Origin of the sequence: Aeromonas sp. EERV15 (genome assembly GCF_900079845.1) — a bacterium.
GTDB classification, from domain to species: Bacteria; Pseudomonadota; Gammaproteobacteria; order Enterobacterales; family Aeromonadaceae; genus Aeromonas; species Aeromonas sobria.
In genome coordinates this window covers 126,135-151,989 of sequence record NZ_FKKY02000005.1, presented here as the reverse complement: position 1 = coordinate 151,989, position 25,855 = coordinate 126,135, and the positions used below count along the sequence as shown (strand labels likewise).

The following is a 25,855-nucleotide window of genomic DNA, read 5'->3' as shown; positions in this document are numbered from 1 at the left end:
CCTTACAGACGGCCGATGTTGGCGGCTTCCAACTGCTGGAAGTAGCGAACGGTCTTGACCTTGAGCTCCATGGTGGAGGGCTCGTCGCACACCATCATTCCCTTCGGATGCAGTTGCAGGGTGGAGATGGTCCACATGTGGTTGACGCTGCCTTCCACTGCGGCTTGCAGGGCGAGTGCCTTGCCGTGCCCGGTGACCAGGATCATGATCTCTTCGGCATCCATCAGGGTACCGACACCCACGGTCAGGGCCAGCTTGGGCACCTGCTCCATGTCGCCGCCAAAGAAGCGGGAGTTGGCGATGCGGGTATCTTCGGTCAGGGTCTTGATCCGGGTGCGGGAAGCAAGCGAAGAGGCCGGTTCGTTGAACGCGATGTGGCCATCATTGCCCACGCCGCCCATGAACAGCTGGATCTTGCCATAGGACTTGATTTTGTCTTCGTAACGCTTGCATTCGGCCAGCAGATCCTCGGCGTTGCCGTTGAGGATATTGATATTTTCCGGACGAATGTCGATGTGAGAGAAGAAGTTGTTGTGCATGAAGCTGTGGTAGCTCTCCGGGTGATCTTCCGGCAGGCCGACGTACTCGTCCATGTTGAAGGTAACCACGTTCTGGAAGCTCACTTCACCGGCTTTGTGCAACTCGATCAGGCGCTTGTAGGTATTGAGCGGGGTACCACCGGTGGGCAGGCCCAGCACGAAAGGGCGATCGCTAGTCGGCTTGAACGCGTTGATGCGGTCAACGATGTAACGGGCAGACCACAGGCCTACTTGGCTGGCAGATTTCAACGGGATCAGGCGCATGAAGGATACCTCTGTTTCGGGTTGCTACCGGTTTGGCGGTGGCAATGGGCTAAGACGGATTCAAGTTGTTTTATAGCGTAAATAAAGATTGCGAACTAAGCCACATCTATCCACCACCTTTATCTTGTTTGGGTGATAACGATCACGATTATTGGTTTATTAATTTGCGCAGCGAAATAAAAGCCCTAGACTGCCAATCAAGCCTTGATGGCTTATGCGTCAAACGTGATAAGCACTTAATTTCTAGAAAAACATTAACTAAGGAGAGGAACCGTGAACATTCTCGGTTATTTGCAAAAGATCGGCCGTGCCCTGATGGTGCCGGTAGCGGTATTGCCTGCCGCAGCGATCCTGATGGGGGTTGGCTACTGGATTGACCCGAATGGTTGGGGTGGTGACAGCGCGCTGGCTGCCTTCCTGATTAAAGCGGGTGCAGCCATTATCGATAACATGTCCGTACTGTTCGCAGTCGGTGTTGCTTACGGTATGTCCAAGGATAAAGACGGTTCTGCTGCGCTGGCAGGTCTGGTCGGCTTCCTGGTCGTTACCACCCTGCTGAGCCCGGGTGCAGTTGCCCAGATCAAGAGCATCCCGCTGGAAGAAGTTCCTGCCGCGTTTGCCAAGATCAGCAACCAGTTCGTGGGTATCCTGTGTGGTGTTATCGCCGCTGAGCTGTACAACCGCTTCAGCAGCGTCGAGCTGCACAAGGCACTCTCCTTCTTCTCCGGTCGCCGTCTGGTACCGATCGTAACCTCCGTCGTGATGATCGTCGTCTCCTTCATCCTGATGGCGGTATGGCCAGCCATTTACGGTGGTCTGGTCTCCTTCGGTGAATCCATCGTGAGCCTGGGCTCCACTGGCGCCGGTATCTACGCCTTCTTCAACCGTCTGCTGATCCCGATTGGTCTGCACCACGCCCTGAACTCCGTGTTCTGGTTCAACGTGGCCGGTATCAACGACATCCCGAACTTCCTGGGTGGTCAGGCTACCATCGATGCCGCTCTGGCTGCTGGCAAGAGCCTGGATCAGGTGAAAGGCGTAGTCGGTATGTACCAGGCTGGCTTCTTCCCAATCATGATGTTCGGTCTGCCGGGTGCAGCGCTGGCCATCTACCACTCCGCCAAGAAAGAGAACAAAGAGAAAGTTGCTTCCATCATGATCGCAGCTGCCTTTGCCTCCTTCTTCACCGGGGTAACCGAGCCGCTTGAATTCTCCTTCATGTTCGTAGCGCCGGTACTGTATGTCATCCACGCTGTGCTGACCGGTATCTCTGTGTTCATCGCTTCCTCCATGCACTGGATGGCTGGTTTCGGCTTCAGTGCTGGCTTGGTGGATATGGTGCTCTCCAGCCGTAACCCGCTGGCGACCAACTGGTACATGCTGATTGCTCAGGGTCTGGTGTTCTTCGGTATCTACTACTCAGTGTTCCGTGTAGTGATTGCCAAGCTGAACCTGAAAACCCCGGGTCGTGAAGATGACGAAGACACAGCTCCGGCAGTGGCTCAATCTACCAACCGTACCGAGCTGGCCAAGCAATACCTGGACGTGCTGGGTGGTCAAGAGAACCTGGTCTCCATCGATGCCTGCATCACCCGTCTGCGTCTGACTCTGAAAGATCGCAGCATCGTCGATGAGCGCAAGCTGAAAGCCCTAGGTGCGGCCGGTGTGGTCAAACTCGGTGAGCAGAACCTGCAGGTGATTCTGGGCCCATTGGCCGAAATCATCGCCGGTGAGATGAAAGCCCTGCGTTAATCGAGCGACTCGCTCACCTCAAGTCTAAGTCCATTGTTGACATAATTAAGGGCCCCGCTCAGGGGCCCAATATAAAAAAGCCAAGAAAATCCAACCTTTACTTCAAATGAGAGCAGCAGTTATGAACTTGAAACATTCTCTGTTAGCCATTGCCATGTCTACCGTTTTTGCAGGCCCCGCCCTGGCAGCTGATGCCGCCAAGCAAGCCGTGGTTGACTCCCTCGCCAGCAATCTGGTGGTCAAGTATGAAGTGGTCACCAACGACGGTGCCGGCGCAGGCCTCGATTGCCAAGCGCTCGGTTCCGAGTGGGCAAGCTGTGGCGTTGCCAAGCTGCATCTGACCAATACCGGTGCGGATGTGGATTCCAAAGACTGGAGCATCTACATCTCCTCCATTCGTCGTATCCAGCGTGTGGATAATGACCAGTTCACCATCACCCCCATGACTGGCGACCTATATCGTTTGACGCCAACCGATAAGTTCCAGGGTTTTGCCAAGGATGCCACCGTCGAAGTGCCGCTGGTGGTGGAGTACTGGGTATTGTTCGAATCTGACATCATGCCGAACTGGTATGTTGCCAGCGAAGGTGCCGAGCCGAAAGTACTGGCCAGCATGAGCAATATCAATGATGCCAGCACCTATGAGAAGCCGATGCCGGCCGATGGCTGGAAGCGCACCAAGGATGACAAGAACATCCTGATGAACAGCGAAACCCGTTTCGCTGCCAACCAGACCAGCACCCTGCTGCCCGCTGGCAAGATTGACAACCAGATCCTGCCGACCCCGCTCAAGCAAGTGGTCAAAGCTGGCCCGCAGGTTGACTTCTCTACCATCAAACTCAATGCTCTGGACTTGCCGAGCGATCGCGCCGAGGTTTTGAAGGCTGAACTGACCAAGCTGGGTGTTACCCTCTCCGACACCGGCTATCCAGTCACCATCAAACTTGGTAGCAAGCTCAAGCAGGCCGAAGGGTATGACATGACCATCGGCAAAAAAGGGACTGTGATCCAGGGTCATGATATCGACGGGGCTTACTGGGGTGCGCAATCCCTGATCTCCCTGCTGGGTGTTGATGACAAGCTGGTGAGCCAGATGACCGTCGAGGATGCGCCGCGCTTTGAATACCGTGGCATGCAGACCGACGTGGCCCGTCACTTCCGCAGCCTGGATACCATGAAGAAGCTGGTTGATCAGATGTCTGCCACCAAGCTCAACGTGCTGCATCTGGGGCTGACCAACGATGAAGGCTGGCGTCTGGAGATCCCGGGTCTGCCGGAGCTGACTCAAGTCGGTAGCCAGCGTTGCCACGACGAGTCCGAAACCAAGTGCCTGATGCCGCAACTGGGTTCCGGCCCGACCAGCGACAACCAGGGTTCCGGTTTCTACAGCAAGTCTGACTACGTGGATCTGGTGCGTTATGCCAAGGCCCGCGGTGTGACCGTGGTGCCCGAGATCAACATGCCGGCTCACGCCCGTGCTGCCGTGGTCTCCATGGAAGCGCGCTACAAGCGTCTGATGGCGGAAGGCAAAGAAGCCGAAGCCAACCAGTTCCGTCTGACTGACCCGGCTGACACCTCCAACGTTACCTCGGTCCAGTTCTACGACAAGATGTCCTTCATCAACCCTTGCCAGCCGGGTGCTGCCACCTTCGTTGCCAAGGTGATGGATGAAGTGGCCCAGATGCACCAGGCCGCCGGTCAGCCGCTGACCGCATGGCATTACGGTGGTGATGAGGCGAAGAACATCATGCAGGGTGGTGGCTATCAGGATCCGGCCGTCACCAAGAAAGAAGAGCTGGTCGCCTGGAAAGGCAACGTCGACTCCAGCAAGCAGGATAAGCCGTTTGGCAAGTCCCCGATGTGCCAGAAGATGATCGACGATGGCAAGATCAAGGAAGTGGGCGAGCTGCCGGTTTACTTCGCCAAGGAAGTGGGCCAGATGGTCAAGGACCGCGGCCTGTCAACCCTGCAGGCATGGGAAGATGGTCTGAAGTACGCAGCCAACTCCAAAGATTTTGCGACCGACAATACTCGTGTCAACTTCTGGGAGACCCTCTATTGGGGTGGCTTCAACGAAGCGATGAAGTGGGCGCACAAGGGTTACGAAGTGGTCCTGTCCAACCCGGATTACCTCTACTTCGACTTCCCGAACGAAGTACACCCGGCTGAGCGTGGCTACTACTGGGCAACCCGTTTCAACGACACGCGCAAGGTGTTCGCCTTCGCCCCGGAAAACCTGCCGCAGAACGCCGAGACCTCGGTTGATCGCGACGGCAACGCCTTCGTGGCCAAGGGTGACCAGGATCCGGTCAAGTTCAAGGGGATCTCCGGTCAGCAGTGGAGTGAAACCGTGCGTACCGATGCTCAGTACGAGTATATGGTCTACCCGCGTATCTTCTCCGTGGCCGAGCGTGCCTGGCACAAAGGTGGCTTCGAGCTGAACTATGTGAAGGGTCGTGAGTTCTCCGGCGAGACCAAGCATGTCAACAAGGCCACCCTCAACAAAGAGTGGAACCAGTTTGCCAACCTGCTGGGTCAGCGCGTGCTGCCGAAGCTGGATCAGAGCGGCGTTGAATACCGTCTCTCTGTACCGGGTGCCAAGGTAGTCAACGGTGTGCTGGAAGCTAACGTGGATCTGCCTGGTCTGCCTATCCAGTACAGCATGGATGGCACCACCTGGACTACCTACGATGCTGCGGCCAAGCCGAGCGTAAATGGCAAGGTCTACCTGCGTACCACCAGCTTCGATGGCAAGCGCACCAGCCGCGTCACCGAACTGAACTGATAGCCGTCAACCGTTAACATGAGGTGGGTCGCAAGACCCGCCTTTCCCAAGGGCGATGGATGATGTATCGGGTTTGGGAAAGGTTGACTGTGCGTGTGAGCCTTTGTTGTGTGTGTGTATTGTCTGTTTGTTTTTCATCACTTTCTGCCCCGCCTTGTGCGGGGCTTTTTTATGATGCCTGCTTAAAATTGGGCAAACCTCGGTTTTTTTAGCTGCTCAATGGCTGGTAACGGCCAAATTCAGGTTGAGGCAGGACGCGTAATGAGGGATCATATCCGGCTTGACGGCGGGGGTATGAGGGTGCCAACCGGCACGACTTCCGCCAGTGACGCATTTTTGAGGTGAGCCATGACTCAGGCGAACAGCCCAACTAACTTTATTCGTCAGATCATTGATGAAGATCTGGCCAGTGGTAAGCACAGCAGCGTGCATACCCGTTTCCCGCCCGAGCCGAACGGTTATCTCCATATCGGCCATGCCAAGTCCATCTGCCTGAACTTCGGCATTGCCCGTGACTATCAGGGCCAGTGCAACCTGCGTTTCGATGACACTAATCCGGTGAAAGAAGACATCGAATACGTCGAGTCCATCAAACAGGACGTACAGTGGCTTGGCTTCGAGTGGAGCGGCGAGATCTGCTACTCCTCTGACTATTTCGACAAGCTGCACGGTTATGCCATCGAGCTGATCGAAAAAGGTCTGGCCTATGTGGACGAGCTGACCGCCGAGCAGATGCGCGAGTATCGCGGTACCCTGACTGCGCCGGGCAAAAATAGCCCGTTCCGCGATCGCAGCGTGGCCGAGAACCTGGCGCTGTTTGCCAAGATGAAGAACGGCGAGTGTGCCGAAGGCACCGCTTGCCTGCGTGCCAAGATCGACATGGCGTCCCCTTTCATGGTGATGCGTGATCCGGTTATCTACCGCATCAAGTTTGCTCACCACCACCAGACCGGTGACAAGTGGTGCATCTACCCGATGTATGACTTCACCCACTGCATCTCGGACGCCCTGGAAGGGATCACCCACTCCATCTGTACCCTGGAGTTCCAGGACAACCGCCGTCTGTACGACTGGGTGCTGGACAACATCAGCATCGACTGCCACCCCCGTCAGTACGAGTTCTCTCGTCTGAACCTCGAATACACCGTCATGTCCAAGCGCAAGCTGAATCTGCTGGTGACCGAGCAGCATGTTAATGGCTGGGATGACCCGCGCATGCTGACCGTCTCCGGTCTGCGCCGCCGTGGCTACACCCCGGCCGCCATCCGCGAGTTCTGCAAGCGCATCGGCGTGACCAAGCAGGACAACATCGTTGAGATGAGCATGCTGGAAGCCTGCATTCGCGAAGATCTCAACGAGCATGCCCCGCGCGCCATGGCCGTGCTGCATCCGGTGAAAGTGGTGATCGAGAACCTGGCCACCGATGAAGTACTGACTGCCCCGGCCCACCCGAGCAATGCCGAGATGGGAACCCGCGAGCTGAACTTTACCCGCGAAATCTTCATCGACGAAGCGGACTTCAAAGAAGAAGCCAACAAGCAGTTCAAGCGTCTGGTGCTGGGCAAGGAAGTGCGTCTGCGCAATGCCTATGTGGTCAAGGCTGAGCGCATCGAGAAAGATGCCGATGGCAAGGTCACCTGCATCTACTGCTCTTACGATCCCGAGACCCTGGGCAAGGATCCGGCCGATGGCCGCAAGGTGAAAGGGGTGATCCACTGGGTCAGCGCCACTCACTCCCTGCCAGCCGAAGTGCGTCTCTACGATCGTCTGTTCAAGGTGCCGAACCCGGGCGCCGAGGATGACTTCGAAGCCGCGCTGAACCCGGATTCACTGGTGATCATCGAGGGTGCCCGTGTCGAGGCCTCTCTGAAGAGCGCCAAGCCGGAACAGGCTTACCAGTTCGAGCGTGAAGGCTACTTCTGCGCCGACAACAAGCTCTCCAGCCCGCAGCATCTGGTGTTCAACCGCACCGTTGCCCTGCGCGATGTTTGGGGTAAGGCCGAAGGCTAAGTGGCGACAAGGGCAGGGGAGACCCTGCTCTTCTCTGCTGCCAATCGGACAACAAAAAAGCCAGCTGATGCTGGCTTTTTTGTTGTCCGTCTATTGTCCGTTATCGAGTGTGATAGCCCGATTTAATGGTCGTGCTTGCAATCACCTGCCGCGCAATGACCGTAGAGGTAGAGGCTGTGGTTGGTGAGACGGATATTGAATCTCTTGGCGATCTCACGCTGGCGCTGCTCGATCACTTCGTCGGAAAACTCGATCACCTTGCCGCAGTCGAGGCAAACCAGATGGTCGTGGTGCTCCTGAGTCGCCAGTTCGAATACCGACTTGCCACCTTCGAAGTGGTGACGGGTCACGATACCAGCATCATCAAACTGGTTCAGAACGCGATAGACGGTGGCGAGACCAATCTCTTCACCCAGGTCGATCAGTCGTTTATAGAGATCTTCGGCGCTGGTGTGCTGGCAGTCCGGCTGTTGCAGGATTTCCAGGATTTTGACCCGGGGCAAGGTGATCTTGAGCCCGGCCTTTTTTAACGCTTGGTTGTTGTCTGCCATATTCTACTTATTCGCATTCTCGAAGGTGAGGTTATTCTGATGGACTGCCACTGGAATGGCAACCTTGAACTCGCTTGGCCTGTCATTATAGGTCGCCCTATCCCTAAAAATAAACCCAGTAATTCAAAGGCTTTAGCCATGAATGGGGGGCTGGATTGAAATAATCTATCGTGTGATCCGACTTGCTGGTATTGGAGATGTTGATAGTATGTAACTTTCACACATCTGGTCGGATGAGAACCATGGATTGGCTTTTTGGCAATGCGGCCTGGGTGCGCCGCGCACTCAATGCCTGGCCCCCCTTCTGGGGCGCCGGTATCAAGATAGAGACCCTGAGCGATGACTTTCGCTACTGCCGGGTGACCCTGAAATCCCGTTGGTGGAACAAGAATGCCAACCGCACCCAGTTTGGCGGCAGCATGTTTGCCATGACGGACCCCATCTATCCGCTGATGTTGATGGGCTACTTCAAGAATCGCTATTACGTTTGGGACAAGGCGGGCAGCATCAACTACATCAAACCGGGCAAGGGCAAGCTGGTGGCTGAGTTCAATCTGACCGAGGGCAAGCTGGCCGAGATAGTGGCGGCGACCGAGGGGGGTAACAAGCACTTCCCCGAGTTCGAGGTGACGGTACAGGACAAGAGTGGTGAGTTGGTAGCGCAGGTGAAACGGACGCTGTATGTCAGATCCAAACCGGAGCACAGGGGGGGATAAGCGGCCACATCACAGATACAACAAGGGCCCCATCGGGGCCCTTAAGAGAGGTAAGGGTGAGCGGATTACTCCAGCTCGCCCAGGCACATCTCTTCGTGTAACAGCTTGCACCAGCCTTTGACGCGTTCGGCGGTCAGCTCGGGTTGACGATCTTCATCGATACCCAGACCGACAAAGTGCTTGTCATCGACCAGCGCTTTGGAAGCTTCAAACTCGTAACCGGCAGTAGGCCAGTGACCGATGATGATGGCGCCTTTGGCTTCGACGATGTCACGCAGAGTGCCCATCGCGTCGAGGAAGTACTCGGAGTAATCTTCCTGATCACCGCAACCAAAGATGGCAACCAGCTTGTTGGTGAAGTCGATTTCACCCATATCAGGGAAGAAGTCGTCCCAGTCGGCCTGAGCTTCACCGTAGTACCATGTCGGGATACCGAACATCAGCAGGTCAAAGCTCTCGATATCGGCCTTGCTACTCTTGGCAATATCTCGGACTTCAATCAGTTGCTTGCCCAGCTCTTTCTGGATCATCTTGGCGACAGCTTCGGTGTTACCGGTATCGCTGCCAAAAAACAGACCTACACTTGCCATAGTGTTTAGTTACCCGTATTTGGTGTTAATGCTTAACGCTCAGACTGAGGTCTCCACCGCAAAGGCGGATTCAGTCTGTTGTTTCAGAATAGATTGGATCAGCTCGGCTCGGCTGATGTTCTGTTGTAACGCAAGTTGGTTCAGGCGCTCCAGCAACTCGGCCTCCACCTTTAACTCTACCCTTTTGAGCCCATTGTCTCGATCGCGCTTAAGCTGATTGCGCTTGTTGATCTTGAGCTGGGTCTCGCGGGGGAGTGGATTGGTTTTTGGCCTGCCGGGGCGCTTCTCAGTTGCGAACAGATCCAGTGTTGTTCGATCAGTTTGCTGTTTGGCCATACATCACAGATGAAAATAAGTTAGCCGAGTCCTGAGCCTTCCCAGCCCAGTTCGATCAGCCCCTTGGCGACAAAACCCGCACAACCCAGAAACAGTACCAACCAGACGACAAAACGGCCAAAACGGGGCACATTGCCGCGCTTGAGTACGTCATGAATGGCAAGACCAATCAAGATGAAGATGGCCAGAAAAAATAATTTCAGGCCTACACTTTCGATCAGGTCGATATGTTCACTTAGCATGGATTGCGCACACTCCTTATGACCGGCGCACTATATCACAAAGGATTTGAAACTGTTAACCGCCTATCGACAGGAAATCCACAACCAATTTGTTGAACAAGGCCGGTTTTTCCGCATGTAGCCAGTGGCCCGCACCCGCGATGATTCGCACCTTTGCCGCCGGGAATTGAGCCAGCGCTGTTGCGCTGTATTGCGGCTGCATATAGTCAGAATCCCCCCCTTTGATAAAGAGCACCGGGCCCTCGAAGCGGTGTTCATCCGCTGGCCAACCCATGATGTTGGCGTAGTTTTGTTCAAGGGCGGGGACGTTGAAGCGCCAGCCCCAGCCATGCTCGCCTTTGGCGAAGGATTTGAGCAGGAACTGGCGTACCCCAGGGATCTCGATGTGCTGCGCCAGCATGGCTTCCGCTTCGCTGCGGCTTTGCGGCGGCGTGTTCAGGGTGGCATTCAGCCCGGCAAAGACATTCTGGTGGCGGGAGTGGGGATAGGCGACCGGCGCCATGTCAGCCACCACCAGCCTGGTCACCCGCTCTGGCGCCAGCTTGGCGACCTGCATCGCGACTTTGCCCCCCATCGAGTGGCCAATCAGGGTGGCCTCGGCAATCGCCAGCCGATCCATCAGGGTCAGGATATCGGCCGCCTGGGCCGGATAGCTCATCTCGCTGCTGTGAAAGGAGGCGCCGTGGTTGCGCAGATCGACGCTGATGACCCGGTACTGCTCGCAGAGGGGGCGGGCCAGCAGGCCGAGGTTGTCGAGGCTGCCAAACAGGCCGTGGATCAGAATGACCGCCGGGCCCTGACCCTGCTCCTTGAAGTTCAATATGCTGTTTTGTTGCAAAATGACACCTTGTCGGTCGTGGGGGCGTATCGCGATTTTATTTAACGCACTGGAAAGAAAAGGATTTCGTCCAACGGATGAGAAATAAATGTGGTTTTTTTTCTAAAAAATCCCGTCCAGATCGGCTATCAGTGCGGCTGATCACACACTTGGCCCGCTATTATGCCGTATTCTCGATGAGATTCATGTACATCTGCCAGCCCCTTGCTTGGGCTGTCGGGTTTGCCTATGTATAATCGCCGCATCCGAATTTCGACGAGTCCAGCGCATCCCTATGAAAACCATCGAGCTTGATGACGATCTCTACTTCTATATCGCCAGCCAGACCCGGCACATTGGTGAGAGTGCCTCCGATATCCTGCGTCGCCTGCTGGAACAGCCTGCTCACGCACGTGTGCCCGCTGCCGAGCCAGTGGCTGTGGCACAGCCCAAGGTGGTAACCGCGCAGCAGGGGCTGCAACTCCTGCTTGATTCTGGTGAGCTGCAAAAAGAAGAGAAGTCTATCAACCGCTTTATGCGGGTGCTCAGCACCCTCTATGGGGATGACCCCGCCGGGTTTACCCAAGCGACCGAAATCAAGGGCCGTACTCGGGTCTATTTCTCGCGGGATCCTGAGGCTCTGCGCGCCAGTGGCAGTACCACCAAGCCCAAGCCGGTACCGGAAACCCCATTCTGGGTGATCACCAATACCAACACTCGTCGCAAGCAAAACATGGTGGCTCAGATGATGGCCAGCATGAGCTATGGCGAAGAGGTGATCGCGCAGGTGTGTGGCGCTATTTAACGACTTATCAAGACTCAGGCCTTGCCCGCCAAGGCCGCCATTACGCAAGGAACACGCTATGGCTCAGCATTCCCACGCCGGTCAACCGGCCCGCTTAAGCGACCTGACCAATATCCCCCGTCTGGTCAGCGCCTACTACCTCAACAAGCCGGACATGAGCCGCCCCGAACAGCGGGTTGCTTTTGGCACCTCCGGTCACCGTGGCAGCGCCCTGCACAACGCCTTTACCGAATCCCACATTCTGGCGGTGACCCAGGCACTGGTGGAGTATCGCCAACAGGCCGGTATCACTGGCCCGCTGTTTGTCGGCATGGATACCCACGCCCTGTCTGAATCCGCCTTTGCCAGCGCGGTGGAAGTGCTGGCGGCCAATGGTGTCGAAACTCGCATTCAGGCTGGCCTCGGTTTTACCCCGACCCCGGTCATCTCTCACGCCATCCTGCGCTACAACTCTGGCAAAGAAGGGGCCAGCAAGCCTGCTGCCCGTGCTGACGGTGTGGTGATCACTCCGTCTCACAACCCGCCGGAAGATGGTGGCTTCAAGTACAACCCGCCCCACGGTGGCCCCGCTGAAGGGGAGATCACCAAGTGGGTGGAAGACCGTGCCAACGCCATTCTGGAAGCGGGCCTGGCTGGCGTGAAACGCATGCCGTTCGCCGAAGCCCTCAAGAGCCCGTTCGTGGTGGAGCACGACTATGTCACCCCTTACGTGGATGACCTGAAGAACGTGCTGGACATGGATGCCATCAAGAACGCGGGCATCAAGATCGGTGTCGACCCGCTGGGCGGCTCCGGCGTCGCCTACTGGGACGTTATCGCCAAGACCTATGGCCTGAATATCGAGGTGGTGAACTACAAGGTCGATCCGACCTTCTCCTTCATGACCCTGGATAAAGACGGCAAGATCCGGATGGACTGTTCCAGCCCGTTCGCCATGGCGAGCCTGATTGCGCTTAAAGACAAGTTCGACATCGCCCTTGGCAACGACCCTGACTACGACCGTCACGGCATCGTCACCAAGTCCGGCCTGATGAACCCGAACCACTATCTGGCGGTGGCAATCCAGTATCTGTTTACCCATCGCACCGGCTGGTCTGCCGATTCTGCAGTCGGCAAGACGCTGGTCTCTTCCTCGATGATCGACCGGGTTGCTGGCGAGATTGGCCGTACCCTCAAAGAGGTGCCGGTTGGCTTCAAGTGGTTCGTGGATGGTCTCTACAGCGGCGAGTTCGGCTTTGGTGGCGAAGAGAGCGCTGGCGCCTCCTTCCTGCGCAAAGACGGCACAGTCTGGACCACCGACAAGGATGGTTTCATTCTGGCGCTGCTGGCGGCCGAAATTCTGGCGGTGACCGGCAAGGATCCCCAGGCCCACTACGATGCACTGGAAGCCAAGTTTGGCCGCTCCAGCTACCGTCGTATCGACGCCCCAGCCAATAGCGCCCAGAAAGCGGTGCTCTCCAAACTGGATCCGGCACTGGTGGAAGCCTCAACGCTCGCCGGTGAGCCCATCATCGCCAAGCTGACCAAGGCACCGGGCAACGATGCCGCCATCGGCGGTCTCAAGGTGGTGACCGAGAACGGCTGGTTTGCGGCTCGTCCCTCTGGCACTGAGTCCATCTACAAGATCTACATGGAGAGTTTCAAGGGCGAGGCACACCTGGATCTGATCCAGCAAGAGGCCCAGCAGATCGTCTCTGCGGCACTGGCCAAGGCTGGCGTCTAATTAGTAGCCTTGCCTCCAGAACGAGGCAGGGCTCAATATGTTAGCTATGGGCAGACATTAGCTCATCTTTGTTAGATAAAAAAAACCGAAACCCATCAATGGGTTTCGGTTTTTTTATTGAGCTATCGCTGGCAACGATCCAGCTTTAGTGTTCGCCAATATAGACGTCTTTGTGCTGTTCACGGATCTCTAAAAACTTGTCCAAATTGCTCATCATCAGCTCGACCAGCTGTGGATCGAAGTGTTGCCCTTTCTCTTCTTCTATCAGGGCCAGCACCTTGTCCAGCGGCCAGGCTTTTTTGTAGCAGCGATCCGAGCCCAAGGCATCGAACACATCTGCTAGCGCCACAACCCTTCCCTCCAGCGGTATATCATCCCCTTTCAGACCACGAGGGTAGCCGCCACCATTCCACTTTTCATGGTGGTTGCCTGCGATGGTGGCACCAATTTGGAACAGCGCCAGATCACTGCCGGAGAGCATATCCTGCCCGAGCTGGGCATGAGTTTTCATTACCTCCCACTCTTCAGGTGTTAATTTACCCGGCTTGTGCAAGATGGCATCAGGAATGCCAACTTTGCCAATATCGTGCAAAGGGGACGCCCGTTTAATCAATTCGCTTTGTTCTTCACTCATACCAAGCAGCTGACAAAAGAGCTCGGTATAGAGCGCCACACGTTTGACGTGCAGGCCCGATTCCTTGGATCGGGTTTCAACCAACTCACCGATGCGGTAGATAATTTCCCGCTGGTTATCGGCGATCACCTCGTTAAGACGGATGTTCTCAAGCGCCACAATGATGTTTTCGGTGAACAGGGTCAGCAGCCCGGTATCCATCTGGCTGAGTTGCCGAGTGGTCTCGATATGGAACAACAGATGGTGGCGTGGGTTCTGGCAATAGAGCACCATCTGGTTGATGCCATAGATATTGCATTGCATGTGCATGGCTTGACGGAGGATCTCGGGCGCTTCCGTCAGCAATATGGCTGCATGGCCCGGCAGCAGTGGCTCCAGCAGTTGATCCCTGACCTCATAGGCGTACTGCTTGACATCGTATATCTGGGTCTCGCCAAGGTGGAGCAGGGCGCTAAGCTGTTCTTGTGCCCCCTCGACAAACTGGCGTAACGCCCGTTTCTCAAATATCCCCTTGGAGGCTTCGATGACTTTTTCCAGCCCCTGACGGTTGCTCTCCAGGGTGCGGATATCACGATAGGAGCGCAGACTGGCTCGCAGCAGAGTGCGCAGCTTCTGGGAAGTTAGTTCGGTTTTATCCTTGTAATCGTTGATGTCGTAGTTGGTGACCACATCATCTTCCGGCGCCTGGCCGGGCTGGCCAGTACGCAACACGATGCGTACCATCTTGTTTTGCAGCTCTTCACGGACATACTTCACGACATCGAGACCCGCGTGGTCGACCTCCATCACTACATCCAGCAGCAACAATGCCACGTCCGGTGTTACGGCAAGTAACTCTTTGGCCTGGGCCGCAGAATAAGCATGCAGAAAATCGATGGGACGATTGTCAAACTCGAATTTGTTCAATGTGATTTTGGTGATGCGATGCACTTCGGGCTCATCGTCAACAATCATCACCTTCCAGCCTGCTTGCTGCGTGCTTGGAAGCGCGAGATCATCATCATCAATAATCAGGATTTGGTCATCCATCATACAATCCTGTTTGGCATCCTGTGCTTACATTAACTGCTTAACTAAGGATAGGAAACTTATTGAGAAATTATATTTGATCTCGAAAATCTATGGTCGAAATAAGCAAATGGAACCCTTTGTGACAGTTGCGTTGTCCGGCAGCTTTCTTTGCCCAATCATGGGGCTAGCGTGCATAAAGCCTATTTCTGGATTGGGGTGTTAGCGGTAGTGGTTGGTGATGTTTGAATCCTAACACCCCTATTAGACGAGAAATAATCTTATTTGATAGTAATTCCTATTTGCGTGTAGCATGGGTGACACACTCAACGAGGAGCCCCATCGTGTCCCCATCTCTGCCTCCCAATCGCCCCCGTCTGCTGACAGTCAAGGCCGTTACCCGGATTACCCCCCATTTGCGTCGCATCACTTTTGGTGGCAGCGAGCTGGCTGACTATCCCTTTACCTGCGGCGGGGCCCATATCAAGGTGATGCTGGCCCAGCCCCATCAGGTGGAGCCGGTGCTGCCTGCCATGACCCCGAGCGGCCCGCGCTGGAGTGACCCGGCTGACAAGCCGGTGATCCGCACCTACACCATCCGCGCGTTTCGCCGCGACGCGCAGGAGCTCGACATCGACTTCGTGCTGCACGGTGACGGCGGGCCAGCCAGCGCCTTTGCCACTCATGCCAAGCCGGGAGATAAGGTGATCCTCTCCGGGCCGGGTGGCCCCAACCCCATGCTGCAACCGGCCGATCACTACTGTCTGGTAGGGGATCTCACCGCCTTGCCCGCCATCATGGCGATGTGCGAGGTGATGCCTGCCGATGCTAGAGGGGAGATCGCCATACTGGTGCCGGATCAGGCGGATGCTCAGCCGTTGACGCTGCCGGTCGGGGTGCGCTGTCACTGGTTTGTCGGCGAGCCCGAGCCTAGCGGCCTGCTGGAGCATGTGGTTGCTCTGCCGCTGGTGCGCGATGGCGGCTTCTTCTGGCTGGGTGGGGAAGAGGCGCTGGTGTTGCCGCTGCGCCGCCATTTTCGGTCCGTGCTCGAGGTGGATCGCCAGTCGCTCTACGCCGTGCCGTACTGGCGGCGGGGCAAGAGTGAAGAGGCCTATCACCAGACTCGTCACGATGTGATGGATAATTAAGCGGATGCGAAAGAATACCTGATTTACGTTTGCAAATAAAAATGATTTGCATTTAGTATTGCGCCGTCCCGATGTCAGTCGGCACGGCGTTTTTGTTATTGATGGCTGCGAGTGGCATAGCACAACGCAGGCCCTGCCGTAATGCACTGATGTTCGGGGTGATGGGGCATGGACAACAGTTCATGCCAATGAACTCCATCACTTTGCACCGGGTCTGGCGAGGTCAGACAGGGATGTCGGTGGTGTTGGCCTTGGTTGTTTTATGTGGAGTGTTGATGATGCGTACATCATCCCGACGATTTGCAGTGCATCCGCTGGTGTTGTCCCTTTTTGCCCTGCCAGTTCTGGCCCAAGGGACAGCGCCTGCCGCCGCTCATGAAACCATGGTGGTGACGGCGACCAAAACCCGGCACAGCGAGCTGACCGCCCCGGCCAGTGTCTCGGTGGTGACCCGGGCCGAGCTCGACAAGCTCAATGTCAATGATCTCACCGGTGCCCTGAAACAGCTGCCGGGGGTTAATATCAGCCCCGCCACCAGCTACGGCCGCAGCGAGATCAAGTTGCGCGGGCTGGAGGGGGATTACACCCTGTTGCTGGTCAATGGCCGGCGCATCAGCTCCCGCGACGCCCTTACCTCCGGTTATGGCAATGATTTCGATCTCTCCGCCATCCCGATGGCGGCCATCGAGCGTATCGAAGTGATCCGTGGCCCTATCTCCTCCCTCTACGGTGCCGATGCGCTGGGTGGGGTGGTCAATGTCATCTTGCGCCAACCCGGGGAGAAGACCGAAGCGGCGGCCACCTATACCTTCAGCGATCCCACCGATGGTCACGGCGGGACTATCAACAAGGCGAGCGCCTATGTGGGCGGGGCGCTGATCGACAACAAGCTGCTGGCCAACCTGGTGGTAGAAGGGAATCACCGGGATGCCTGGCAGAGCGAGCAGAGCATCAACCCCAAGGCCGATGCCATCGAGCAGCGTGAAAAGCTGGGGATCCTCTCCAACGTCAAATGGTTGATCGATGATCGTCAGGATCTGGATGTAGGGATGAACTACGCCAAAGACGATCGGGAGGCCCACTGGAACAACTACGGCCAGACGCCGCGCAATATCCAGCAGATGGAGCGACTGGGGCTCAATGCCACTCACGTCGGCCGTTGGGATCAGTTCGACAGCCGGGTCGGCTATGCCTTCGAGCAGGTTGACCTGTTTGACGACTCCGAACTGATGACGGCGCTGAGCAAGACCAGCGGCGATGTGAGCCAGACCAACCACACCTTCGATGGCCAGCTGAGCGGTAATCTGGGCAGCCACCTGCTGACCAGTGGTGCCGAGTACCGCATCACCGAACTCAAGCATAACGTCAACCTCAAGGGGGGCGATGTCAGCGTCAACCAGAGCGCGCTCTATCTGCAGGATGAGTTTGGCTTTGGCGATCTGGCGTTGACCCTGAGTGGCCGGGTCGATCACCACGAGACCTATGGCACCGAGTTCAGCCCCCGCGGTTATGCCCTCTACAGCCTGACGGACAACTGGGTGGTCAAGGGCGGGATTGGCAAGGCGTTCAAGGCGCCGACCATTGCCCAGTCCAACCCGGATTATGCGGTAGCCGCCTGTCGCGGTCGCTGCGCCGTAGTGGGCAACCCGGATCTGAAACCGGAAACCGCCGTCAGCTACGAGCTGGGCACCGCCTATGATGGTTCGTTCTGGGGCGCCGGGGTTACCGCCTTCCACAACGATATCAAGGACAAGATCCAGAGCGAGGCATGGACCTCCACCTGGCGTCCGGCGGTGATGACCTATCAGAACGTCAGCAAGGCCCGCATCAAGGGGGTGGAGCTGAGCGGCTGGTTTGATATCACCGATACACTGACCCTTTCCAGCAACGTCACCCTGATCGACGGAGAGGACAAGACCAGCGGCAAGGATCTCTATCGGACGCCGGAGCATACCGCCAACGCCAAGCTGGAGTGGCAGGTCATCGAGAGCCTGAGTACCCAGCTCGGCTGGAACTACACCGGCAGCCAGATCCTGCCGGTTCCGCGCATGAGCGGCACCACCTATGAGACCACCGCCGGATTCCACACCCTGGATATCGGGGCAGTCTGGAACGCCACCCGGGCACTGGATCTGAAGTTCGGGCTCAACAACCTGACCAATACCAAGCGTGACTGGGTTGCCACCGAGGCCGATCAGATCCTCGACGGGCGCACTGTCTATGCCGGTGTGGCCTACAAGCTGTAATGGCTGAGCGGAGCCCGCACTGGCGGGCTTCCGTTGTTGCCACGGTATCACCTCGGATGACGGCTTTTGTGTCAACAAGATGGCATTGCAATCATAAGGAGTTAAAGGGTGTTTAGAGACCAGACCTCGCTGTTCTGGCTGGGATTATTCCTCCTGTTCATACTGCTTTCTCTCTCGCTCGCCACCGGTGCGGGCGTCTATGGTGCCCGCGAGGTGCTCGGCTACCTGATGGGGGATGCCCGCTGGGCTGGTGACGAGAAGCTCGCCATGGTGCTCAATACCTTGCGACTGCCGCGCACCCTCTGCGCCATGGTGGTCGGCGCCTCTTTATCTCTGGCGGCCTCCTTGTTGCAGAGCGCGACCCGCAATCCGCTGGCGGAGCCCGGCCTGCTCGGGGTCAACGCCGGGGCCGTCTTTGCGCTGGTGGTGGGGCTCACCTGGTTTGGTGTGGAGTCTGCCTATGGCTATCTGCTCTGGGCCGGCCTCGGCGCGCTGCTCGGCAACGTGATTGTGTTGGGACTCGGCATGATGATTGGTCGCTCCAATCCACTGAAGCTCATTCTGGTCGGGGTGGCGCTCTCGGCCACCTTCGGCGGTCTTTCCAGCTTTCTGCTGCTCTCCAACAAGATGGTGCTGGAGCAGTACCGCTTCTGGAACCTCGGCTCCCTGTCGGCGGCCAATCTCGATGCCATCATCGCCGTGCTGCCCTTCGTGCTGGCGGCGTTTGTCATCACCTTGCTGCTTTGTCGCCAGCTGACCCTGATGCAGATGGGGGACAGTCAGGCCCAAGCGCTGGGGATCCGCCCAAACCGGGTGCGAATTGGCGTGCTGTTGGCCGCTACCCTGTTTACCGCCAGTGCCATCGCCATCGCCGGCCCCATCGGCTTTGTCGGCTTTCTGGCCGCCTACTGTGGCCGACTGGTAGAGCCGGTAAAGCTGTCGGTGCAGGTCTGTTTCTCCGCCCTGTTCGGCATGCTGTTTCTGCTGTTGGCCGACATTCTGGCGCGCTGGCTGATCCAGCCGTTCGAGTTGCCCAACGGGGTTATTCTGGCCCTGATTGGCGCGCCTGTACTGATCGCCATTGTCCACCGCGGGGGCTTTCGTACCCTGCTGACCGTCAAGTGAGGGGCTGATGCGTACACCTACCGATATGCTCTGCCTGCGGGCCGGCAACCGCTCTTTGCTGATCCATCTGCCGAGCTGGCGCTGGCTTGCTCTGCTGGCCATGGCGCTGCTAGCGCTGGCTCTGCTGGCCCTGAGCGTTGGCAGCGGCAAGCTCGGCTTTGCCGGGGTGGTCAACACCCTGCTGGGGGAGGGGACGCGGCTTGAGCAGCTCACTCTGTTCAAGATCCGGTTGCCGCGCATCCTTGGGGTGGTGGTGGCGGGAGCGGCCATGGGGCTCTCGGGCTGTCTGGTGCAGACTCTGGTTCGCAATCGGCTGGCCACACCCGACATGGTGGGGGTCAACAACGGGGCCTCTCTGGCCATCATCGTCTTCTCCCTCTATCTGACCGTGGGCAGCTGGCCCTGGTGGGCGGCACCTATCGGAGCCATCTTCGCGGCGCTGGTGCTCTATGCCCTCTGCCGCAAACCGGGTGAGCAGGGCTATCTGTTCGTGGTGATCGGCATCGGCCTCTCCGAGTTGTTCGAGGCGCTCGGCCAGTTTGTGATGTCCACCCAGGCCCTGCTACACCTGAGCTCCCTCTATCTGTGGAATATGGGCAGCTTTATCGCCGTGGGTTACAGCACCATCACCCCCATCGCCATCCTGTTGCTGCTGCTCTGCCCCTGGATCGTCTACCTCTCCCGCTCGCTGGCGGTGCTGCGCTTTGGCCCAGAGATGGCCCGAGGGCTTGGCGTCAACGGCGATCGGGTGCAACTGGGCATTCTGGCGCAGGCTATTCTGGTGGCGGCGCTCGGCACCGCCATCGGCGGCCCCGTGGTCTTTATCGCCATGGCGGCCCCCATTCTTGCCTCCTGGCTGGTGAAAGACCGAGTGGTGCCGCTCTGGCTGGCGGCACTCAGCGGCGCCTTGCTGCTGCTTGCCAGCGATACCTTGGTCCGGGTGCTGGCCAGCCCTCACGAGGTGGCGACCGGCATCATGACCCGCATTCTCGGCGGCCTGTTGCTGCTGTTTCTTCTCGTTAACGATCGCCAGAGGGCTGACTGATGACGCTCACCGTAAATCGCCTCCACTTCGCCTATCAGCAGACCCCCATTTTGCGGGACATCTCTTTCAGCGTGCCGAGAGGCAAGCTGGTGGGGATCGTCGGCCCCAACGGCTGCGGCAAATCGACCCTGCTCAAGCTGCTATCCGGCCAGATGAAAGCCCAACGCGGCGAGATCCTGCTCAAGGGCAAGCCGCTTGCCAGCTACCCCATGAAGGGGTTGGCGCGGGAGCTCGCCTACCTGCCCCAGCGGCCAACCCTGCCTGCCGGCATTCTGGTGGAGCAGCTGGTGCAGTATGGCCGCCACCCCCATCAGGGCTGGTTCAATCAGTGGGGCGAGGAGGATGCCCGCATGGTGCGCAGCGCCTGCGAGCGGATGCAGCTTGAAAGCATCTGGCAGCAGAGCGCCGCGTCCCTCTCCGGCGGGCAGGCGCAGCGGGCCTGGCTTGCGATGATCCTGGCGCAGGACAGCGACATGGTGCTGCTCGACGAGCCCACCAGCGCCCTCGATATCGGCCACCAGACCGAGGTGATGGAGGCGATTCACCGCATCACCGCCGAGGGTAAAACCGTGCTGCTGGTGATCCACGATCTGGCGATGGCGGCCCGCTATTGTGACGAGCTGATCGCCATCGGCGAGGGGACCATTGCCGCCATGGGCCCGGCCCGGGAGGTGGTGACCAAATCCCTGATCGACCAGCTCTACCAGACCAGTGTCGACATTCTGCATGCCCCCGGCGACGGGGCGCCCATTATCGTGCCTCGTCGCCACGAACATGGCCGCGCCCTGCGTTCGGCGAGTTGAGTCATATGGGCCTGCTCTGTGGGCCCGCCGAGTATATTCACGCGGCCGATTATCCGGGCCGTGCAACGAGAAGGAGTGAGATGATGAAGCGTTTTGCCGCCCTGGCTGCAGCCATCCTTATGCTGGCCGCGCCGCTGGTTCAGGCGCAGGATATGCGTGAAGTGACCGATGCGTTTGGCCAGAAGGTGCAGGTGCCAGCCCAGCCAACGCGGGTGGTGGTGCTGAGCGAGCTCGAACTCGACAGCACCCTGACTCTGGGGCTGACCCCCATCGGCGCCGTCAATGGCCGTGGTCAACCCACCTTGCCCCGCTATTTGCTGAACAAGGCGGGCATGGGTATCCAGGTGATCGGCGATCTCGACAGCCCCAATCTGGAGTCGCTGATTGCGCTGGAGCCCGACCTTATCCTGACAGGCCAGACCCGTCCCGAGCTGCTGACCTTGCTGGGGGAGATCGCGCCGACCGTGGTGACCAGCAAGTGGGGTGAGCCGTGGCAGGATAGCTTCCGCCGCACCGCCCACACCCTCAACCGCGACCAGCAAGCGGATACTTTCTTGCTGCAGTATGCCGAGCGGTTGACTCAGGCCCGCAGCAAGCTGGCCAAACATCAGGGGGAGAGCATCAGCATAGTGCGCTGGAACCCCAAGGGGCCGAGCTTCATGTATCAGGGCACCTTTGCCAGCAGCGTAGTGGAGTCGATGGGGCTGGTACGCCCAAGCAAGCAGCAGGGTACTGGCGCACCCCACTCACCGGCGCTGAGTCTGGAGTCCCTCAACCTGCTGGATGCTGACTGGCTGGTGGTCGGTACCCTGAGCGCCAGCGGTGATGCGGTGGATGCCATGCGTCAGGCGGAGCAGACTCCAGCGTTCCAGCAACTGCCGGTGATCAAGGCCAAGCGCTTTGGCGCCGTGGACGGGTCGCTCTGGACCTCCAGCGGCGGCCCGCAGGCGGCCCTCAAGGTGATCGAGGATGTGGAGCAGTTGCTGGAAACCCGCAGCTGAGTGCTATCGCGCGCCAGAGGTTGACCACATGAACAGGTTGACCAAAGAAGAGGGAGGCTGATGCCTCCCTCTTGCGTTGTCACTGTCTATCGTGACCTCTTCGGCGAGCCAGAGCCGTTTATTGCGGTTGGATGGTGGTGACGGTGAGCTTGCCGCTCAGGCTTTCTGCGTGGAAGTGGATGGCATCCCCCACCTTGAGCCCCTTGAGCTGGGCCGGATCGGCTGCCACAAACACCATGGTCATGGGGGGCATTTTGAGGTTGTCGATCGCCTCATGCTTGATGCCAACCTTGCCGCTCCCCTCATCGAGGCGGGTAATGACCCCTTTGGTCATCACCTGCTCTCGAGCCATCTGCATATCCATCCCTTCCATCTGGGACATATCGTGCCCTTCATGGTGCATCATCTCTTCGGCTTGCAGGCTGGTGTGGGTGGCAAGTCCAAGCAGCAATGTCAGGGTCAGCGTCTTGTAGTTCATGATGGTTTCCTCATCGTTCAGTCAATATGGATCGTGAAATCGGGTTATTCGGATTGCGGGTTCGCGCTCTTGCCAAGGCTGCGACTGCGCCACAGGTAGTAGGCGGCGGGCAGCACCAGCAGGGTCAGCACCAGCGCGCTCACCATGCCGCCGATCATGGGGGCGGCGATGCGCTGCATCACTTCGGATCCGGTACCGTGGCTCCACATGATGGGCAACAGGCCGGCGATGATGGTGACCACCGTCATCATCTTGGGGCGCAGGCGCAGGGCGGCGCCGTGGATCACCGCCCGGTGCAGGCCCGCCTTGTCCGGCTTACCGCTGGCCACGAGGTCATCCCAGGCATGGTTGAGGTAGACCAGCATCAAGACGCCGGTCTCCACCGCCACCCCGGCCAGGGCGATAAAGCCCACCCCGACCGCCACCGAGAGGTTGAAGTCGAGCAGCCAGAGGGTCCAGATTCCCCCCACCACCGCCAGCGGCAAGGTGGTGAGAATGAGCAGCATCTCCTGAACGCGGCGAAACGCCAGATAGAGCAGCAGCACGATAATTGCGACGGTGAGCGGTACCACGTAGGCAAGGCGCGCCTTGGCCCGCTCCATGTACTCGTATTGACCCGACCAGGTGAGGGCGTAGCCCGCCGGCAGCACCAGCTGCTTGCCTACCTCTGTTTTGGCCTCATCGACGAAGGAGCCGATATCGCGGCCGCGAATATCGACGTAGACCCAGCCGTTGAGCCGTGCGTTCTCGCTTCTGAGCATGGGGGCCTCGTCGCTGATGTAGACCTTGGCAACGTCCGCCAGGGCGATACGCGCACCGCTCGGGGTCACCACCGGCAGCAGCTCCAGACTGGCCACCGAATCGCGATAGCTCTGGGGGTAGCGCAGGTTGATGGGGTAGCGCTCGCGCCCCTCGATGGTCTGCCCCACCTCCATGCCGCCCACTGCGGTGGCGAGCACCGCCTGCACATCGGCGATGTTGAGGCCGTAGCGGGCTGCTTTGAGCCGGTCGATATCCACCTTGACGTAGCGGCCGCCTGCCACCCGCTCGGCGTAGACTGAGGCCGCCCCCTCCACCTTCCCGACAATCTGCTCAAGCTGCTGGCCAAGTTGTTGAATCACCTTGATATCAGGCCCCGCAATCTTGATGCCGACCGGGGTCTTGATGCCGGTCGCCAGCATGTCGATGCGGGTCTTGATGGGGGGCACCCAGGCGTTGGTGAGACCGGGGAAGCGGATAAGGGAATCCAGCTCCTCTTTCAGCTTCTCCGGGGTCATGCCGGGGCGCCACTGATCGCGGGGCTTGAGCTGGATGCTGGTCTCCATCATCACCAGATCGGCGGGGTCGGTGGCCGATTCGGCGCGCCCCGCCTTGCCGAACACGTTCTGTACTTCGGGCACGGTGCGAATGAGCTTGTCGGTTTGCTGCAAAATTTCCCGCGCCTTGCCCACCGAGATATTGGCTGCGGTGGTGGGCATATACATGATGTCCCCCTCATCGAGCGGCGGAATGAACTCGGAGCCGAGGTACTTGAGCGGCCAGAAGCCCGCCACCGTCACCACGGCGGCGATGGCCAGAGTGGTTTTCGGACGGGCCAGCACGGCCTTGAGCAGCGGCACATAGCCCTGGCTCAACCAGCGGTTGAGCGGGTTGGCCTGCTCCGCCAGCACCTTGCCACGGATGAAGTAGCCCATGATCACCGGCACCAGCGTGATGGCGAGCGCCGCAGCGGCAGCCATGGCGTAGGTCTTGGTGAAGGCGAGCGGGTGGAACATCCGCCCCTCCTGCGCCTCCAGCGCGAACACCGGCAGGAAGCTGATGGTGATGATCAGCAGGGAGAAGAAGATGGCGGGCCCCACCTCGATGCTCGCCTCGGTGATGATGCGCCAGCGGTTCTTGTCGGTGAGCGTCTCCCGCTCCATATGTTTGTGGACGTTCTCGATCATCACGATGGCGCCATCCACCATGGCGCCGATGGCGATGGCGATGCCACCAAGGGACATGATGTTGGCGTTGATCCCCTGCAGGTGCATCACGATAAAGGCCACCAGAATAGCGATGGGCAAGGTGATGACCACTACCAGTGACGAGCGCAGATGGAATAGGAAGGCGAGGCAGACCAGCACCACCACGGCGAACTCCTCCAGCAGCTTGCCGGAGAGGTTGTCGATGGCGCGCTGGATAAGGTCAGAGCGATCGTAGACGGTGACGATCTCCACCCCCTCCGGCAGGCTGCTTTTCAGCTCCGCCAGCCGCGCCTTGACCCCGTCGATGGTGTGCTGGGCATTCTCGCCGTAGCGCATCACAATGATGCCACCCACCACTTCCCCTTCGCCGTTGAGTTCGGCGATGCCGCGCCGCATCTGGGGGCCGGTGACCACATCTGCCACGTCACCCAACAGCAGCGGGGCGCCGCGCACAGTGGTGCCGAGCGGGATCTGCTTCAGATCCTTGACGCTCTTGAGATAGCCGTTGGAGCGCACCATGTACTCCGCTTCCGCCATCTCGATGACGGAAGCGCCTGTCTCCTGATTGCCCTGTTTGATGGCGGTCTCGATAAGGGAGAGCGGGATGCCGTAGGCGCGCAGCTTGTCCGGATCGACCCGCACCTGATACTGGCGCACCATGCCACCCACGGTGGCGACCTCGGAGACCCCCTCCACCGTCTGCAACTCGTACTTGAGGAACCAGTTTTGCAGCGAGGTGAGCTGGCTGAGGTCATGCTTGCCGGTTTTGTCTACCAGCGCGTACTGGTAGACCCAACCCACCCCGGTGGCATCGGGGCCGAGCTGGGGGCGGGCGGAGGCGGGCAGATTGGGGGCCACCTGGCTCAAATACTCCAGTACCCGGGCGCGGGCCCAGTAGAGGTCGGTGTTGTCGTCAAACAGCACATAGACGAAGGAGTCGCCGAAGAAGGAGTAGCCGCGTACCGTGGTCGCCCCCGGCACCGCCAGCATGGCGGTGGTGAGCGGGTAGGTCACCTGATCTTCCACCACCTGGGGCGCCTGGCCCGGATAGGCCGTCTTGATGATCACCTGCACATCGGAGAGATCCGGCAGGGCATCCACCGGGGTTTGCTTGACCGACCAGAGCCCCCAGGCGGTGAGCATGAGGGTCAATAACAGCACCAGAAAGCGGTTGCCCACCGACCAGCGAATGATGGAAGGGATCATGATTGAACTCCTTTCTCACCAAGTACAGAGAGCGGAGAGCGGTTGTCTGCTAGGCAGCGAATGA

General features: G+C 58.6%; 21 protein-coding genes. 12 read left to right on the top strand and 9 right to left on the bottom strand.

Annotated features, from left to right (window positions below; all coding sequences use genetic code 11):
* Window positions 1-2: 2 nt before the first annotated feature.
* Entirely contained in the window at window positions 3-803 is an 801-nt protein-coding gene (gene nagB / locus BN4575_RS06210; protein ID WP_042018761.1) for a glucosamine-6-phosphate deaminase, read from the bottom strand.
* Window positions 804-1,076: 273 nt separating this feature from the next.
* On the opposite strand from nagB, the gene nagE reads away from it, so the two are divergent.
* The 3 genes from nagE (at window position 1,077) to glnS (ending at window position 7,350) form a co-directional block, all read left to right on the top strand.
* Window positions 1,077-2,555 carry an N-acetylglucosamine-specific PTS transporter subunit IIBC gene (gene nagE, locus BN4575_RS06205; RefSeq protein WP_042018764.1) on the top strand — a complete coding sequence of 493 codons (1,479 nt, stop codon included), beginning with the start codon at window positions 1,077-1,079 and terminating at the stop codon, window positions 2,553-2,555.
* 121 nt (window positions 2,556-2,676) lie between these two features.
* Window positions 2,677-5,340, top strand: coding sequence for a beta-N-acetylhexosaminidase (locus BN4575_RS06200; RefSeq protein WP_068977548.1), 2,664 nt, complete (start codon window positions 2,677-2,679; stop codon window positions 5,338-5,340).
* Between the two features lie 348 nt (window positions 5,341-5,688).
* On the top strand, window positions 5,689-7,350 hold the full coding sequence (gene glnS / locus BN4575_RS06195; RefSeq protein WP_068977547.1) for a glutamine--tRNA ligase: 1,662 nt from the start codon (window positions 5,689-5,691) through the stop codon (window positions 7,348-7,350).
* Between the two features lie 122 nt (window positions 7,351-7,472).
* On the opposite strand, the gene fur is transcribed toward glnS, so the two are convergent.
* Window positions 7,473-7,901: a ferric iron uptake transcriptional regulator gene (gene fur, locus BN4575_RS06190; RefSeq protein ID WP_042018769.1), complete on the bottom strand. Its 429-nt coding sequence runs from the start codon at window positions 7,899-7,901 to the stop codon at window positions 7,473-7,475.
* A 242-nt stretch (window positions 7,902-8,143) separates the two neighbouring features.
* On the opposite strand from fur, the gene BN4575_RS06185 reads away from it, so the two are divergent.
* The gene (locus tag BN4575_RS06185) at window positions 8,144-8,617 is read left to right on the top strand and encodes a DUF4442 domain-containing protein (protein ID WP_042018770.1); all 474 of its coding nucleotides are present in this window, start codon (window positions 8,144-8,146) and stop codon (window positions 8,615-8,617) included.
* Window positions 8,618-8,682: 65 nt separating this feature from the next.
* Here BN4575_RS06185 and fldA read toward each other — a convergent pair whose 3' ends face one another.
* From fldA to BN4575_RS06165, 4 genes are read right to left on the bottom strand one after another with little or no spacing between them, the layout of a single operon-like run.
* Window positions 8,683-9,207, bottom strand: a complete 525-nt coding sequence (gene fldA / locus BN4575_RS06180) for a flavodoxin FldA (protein ID WP_042018772.1) — start codon at window positions 9,205-9,207, stop codon at window positions 8,683-8,685.
* Window positions 9,208-9,246: 39 nt separating this feature from the next.
* The gene (gene ybfE / locus BN4575_RS06175; RefSeq protein ID WP_042018773.1) at window positions 9,247-9,543 is read right to left on the bottom strand and encodes a LexA regulated protein; all 297 of its coding nucleotides are present in this window, start codon (window positions 9,541-9,543) and stop codon (window positions 9,247-9,249) included.
* Window positions 9,544-9,563: 20 nt separating this feature from the next.
* Complete coding sequence (locus tag BN4575_RS06170) at window positions 9,564-9,785, bottom strand: DUF2788 domain-containing protein (RefSeq protein ID WP_042018776.1); 222 nt, start codon at window positions 9,783-9,785, stop codon at window positions 9,564-9,566.
* Between the two features lie 55 nt (window positions 9,786-9,840).
* On the bottom strand, window positions 9,841-10,623 hold the full coding sequence (locus BN4575_RS06165; RefSeq protein WP_083221004.1) for an alpha/beta fold hydrolase: 783 nt from the start codon (window positions 10,621-10,623) through the stop codon (window positions 9,841-9,843).
* 274 nt (window positions 10,624-10,897) lie between these two features.
* On the opposite strand from BN4575_RS06165, the gene seqA reads away from it, so the two are divergent.
* Complete coding sequence (seqA, locus tag BN4575_RS06160) at window positions 10,898-11,407, top strand: replication initiation negative regulator SeqA (protein WP_068977546.1); 510 nt, start codon at window positions 10,898-10,900, stop codon at window positions 11,405-11,407.
* Window positions 11,408-11,465: 58 nt separating this feature from the next.
* Entirely contained in the window at window positions 11,466-13,130 is a 1,665-nt protein-coding gene (pgm, locus tag BN4575_RS06155; protein ID WP_068977545.1) for a phosphoglucomutase (alpha-D-glucose-1,6-bisphosphate-dependent), read from the top strand.
* A 145-nt stretch (window positions 13,131-13,275) separates the two neighbouring features.
* Here pgm and BN4575_RS06150 read toward each other — a convergent pair whose 3' ends face one another.
* Window positions 13,276-14,793: an HD domain-containing phosphohydrolase gene (locus tag BN4575_RS06150; protein ID WP_042018784.1), complete on the bottom strand. Its 1,518-nt coding sequence runs from the start codon at window positions 14,791-14,793 to the stop codon at window positions 13,276-13,278.
* 323 nt (window positions 14,794-15,116) lie between these two features.
* On the opposite strand from BN4575_RS06150, the gene BN4575_RS06145 reads away from it, so the two are divergent.
* From BN4575_RS06145 to BN4575_RS06120, 6 genes are all read left to right on the top strand, one after another.
* On the top strand, window positions 15,117-15,920 hold the full coding sequence (locus BN4575_RS06145) for a siderophore-interacting protein (RefSeq protein WP_068977544.1): 804 nt from the start codon (window positions 15,117-15,119) through the stop codon (window positions 15,918-15,920).
* A gap of 278 nt (window positions 15,921-16,198) precedes the next feature.
* Entirely contained in the window at window positions 16,199-18,166 is a 1,968-nt protein-coding gene (locus tag BN4575_RS06140; protein ID WP_068977598.1) for a TonB-dependent receptor domain-containing protein, read from the top strand.
* A 108-nt stretch (window positions 18,167-18,274) separates the two neighbouring features.
* Window positions 18,275-19,291: a FecCD family ABC transporter permease gene (locus tag BN4575_RS06135; RefSeq protein ID WP_064339787.1), complete on the top strand. Its 1,017-nt coding sequence runs from the start codon at window positions 18,275-18,277 to the stop codon at window positions 19,289-19,291.
* A gap of 7 nt (window positions 19,292-19,298) precedes the next feature.
* Window positions 19,299-20,336 carry a FecCD family ABC transporter permease gene (locus tag BN4575_RS06130; RefSeq protein WP_068977543.1) on the top strand — a complete coding sequence of 346 codons (1,038 nt, stop codon included), beginning with the start codon at window positions 19,299-19,301 and terminating at the stop codon, window positions 20,334-20,336.
* Window positions 20,336-21,139, top strand: a complete 804-nt coding sequence (locus BN4575_RS06125) for an ABC transporter ATP-binding protein (protein WP_068977542.1) — start codon at window positions 20,336-20,338, stop codon at window positions 21,137-21,139. The genes BN4575_RS06130 and BN4575_RS06125 overlap by 1 nt, the downstream gene beginning before the upstream one ends.
* 83 nt (window positions 21,140-21,222) lie before the next feature.
* The gene (locus tag BN4575_RS06120) at window positions 21,223-22,140 is read left to right on the top strand and encodes an ABC transporter substrate-binding protein (protein ID WP_068977541.1); all 918 of its coding nucleotides are present in this window, start codon (window positions 21,223-21,225) and stop codon (window positions 22,138-22,140) included.
* A 118-nt stretch (window positions 22,141-22,258) separates the two neighbouring features.
* On the opposite strand, the gene BN4575_RS06115 is transcribed toward BN4575_RS06120, so the two are convergent.
* Together BN4575_RS06115 and BN4575_RS06110 are read right to left on the bottom strand one after the other, a co-directional pair.
* Window positions 22,259-22,618, bottom strand: a complete 360-nt coding sequence (locus BN4575_RS06115) for a copper-binding protein (protein WP_068977540.1) — start codon at window positions 22,616-22,618, stop codon at window positions 22,259-22,261.
* Window positions 22,619-22,662: 44 nt separating this feature from the next.
* Window positions 22,663-25,791 carry an efflux RND transporter permease subunit gene (locus BN4575_RS06110; RefSeq protein ID WP_068977539.1) on the bottom strand — a complete coding sequence of 1,043 codons (3,129 nt, stop codon included), beginning with the start codon at window positions 25,789-25,791 and terminating at the stop codon, window positions 22,663-22,665.
* Window positions 25,792-25,855 lie beyond the last annotated feature (64 nt).

What these genes read in the sequence shown, in the direction of transcription:
- nagB (WP_042018761.1), bottom strand. Translation starts at nt 803, where the DNA reads ATGCGCCTGATCCCGTTGAAATCTGCCAGCCAAGTAGGCCTGTGGTCT.
- BN4575_RS06200 (WP_068977548.1), top strand. Translation starts at nt 2,677, where the DNA reads ATGAACTTGAAACATTCTCTGTTAGCCATTGCCATGTCTACCGTTTTT.
- glnS (WP_068977547.1), top strand. Translation starts at nt 5,689, where the DNA reads ATGACTCAGGCGAACAGCCCAACTAACTTTATTCGTCAGATCATTGAT.
- fur (WP_042018769.1), bottom strand. Translation starts at nt 7,901, where the DNA reads ATGGCAGACAACAACCAAGCGTTAAAAAAGGCCGGGCTCAAGATCACC.
- BN4575_RS06185 (WP_042018770.1), top strand. Translation starts at nt 8,144, where the DNA reads ATGGATTGGCTTTTTGGCAATGCGGCCTGGGTGCGCCGCGCACTCAAT.
- fldA (WP_042018772.1), bottom strand. Translation starts at nt 9,207, where the DNA reads ATGGCAAGTGTAGGTCTGTTTTTTGGCAGCGATACCGGTAACACCGAA.
- ybfE (WP_042018773.1), bottom strand. Translation starts at nt 9,543, where the DNA reads ATGGCCAAACAGCAAACTGATCGAACAACACTGGATCTGTTCGCAACT.
- BN4575_RS06170 (WP_042018776.1), bottom strand. Translation starts at nt 9,785, where the DNA reads ATGCTAAGTGAACATATCGACCTGATCGAAAGTGTAGGCCTGAAATTA.
- seqA (WP_068977546.1), top strand. Translation starts at nt 10,898, where the DNA reads ATGAAAACCATCGAGCTTGATGACGATCTCTACTTCTATATCGCCAGC.
- pgm (WP_068977545.1), top strand. Translation starts at nt 11,466, where the DNA reads ATGGCTCAGCATTCCCACGCCGGTCAACCGGCCCGCTTAAGCGACCTG.
- BN4575_RS06150 (WP_042018784.1), bottom strand. Translation starts at nt 14,793, where the DNA reads ATGGATGACCAAATCCTGATTATTGATGATGATGATCTCGCGCTTCCA.
- BN4575_RS06140 (WP_068977598.1), top strand. Translation starts at nt 16,199, where the DNA reads ATGCGTACATCATCCCGACGATTTGCAGTGCATCCGCTGGTGTTGTCC.
- BN4575_RS06130 (WP_068977543.1), top strand. Translation starts at nt 19,299, where the DNA reads ATGCGTACACCTACCGATATGCTCTGCCTGCGGGCCGGCAACCGCTCT.
- BN4575_RS06125 (WP_068977542.1), top strand. Translation starts at nt 20,336, where the DNA reads ATGACGCTCACCGTAAATCGCCTCCACTTCGCCTATCAGCAGACCCCC.
- BN4575_RS06120 (WP_068977541.1), top strand. Translation starts at nt 21,223, where the DNA reads ATGAAGCGTTTTGCCGCCCTGGCTGCAGCCATCCTTATGCTGGCCGCG.
- BN4575_RS06115 (WP_068977540.1), bottom strand. Translation starts at nt 22,618, where the DNA reads ATGAACTACAAGACGCTGACCCTGACATTGCTGCTTGGACTTGCCACC.
- BN4575_RS06110 (WP_068977539.1), bottom strand. Translation starts at nt 25,791, where the DNA reads ATGATCCCTTCCATCATTCGCTGGTCGGTGGGCAACCGCTTTCTGGTG.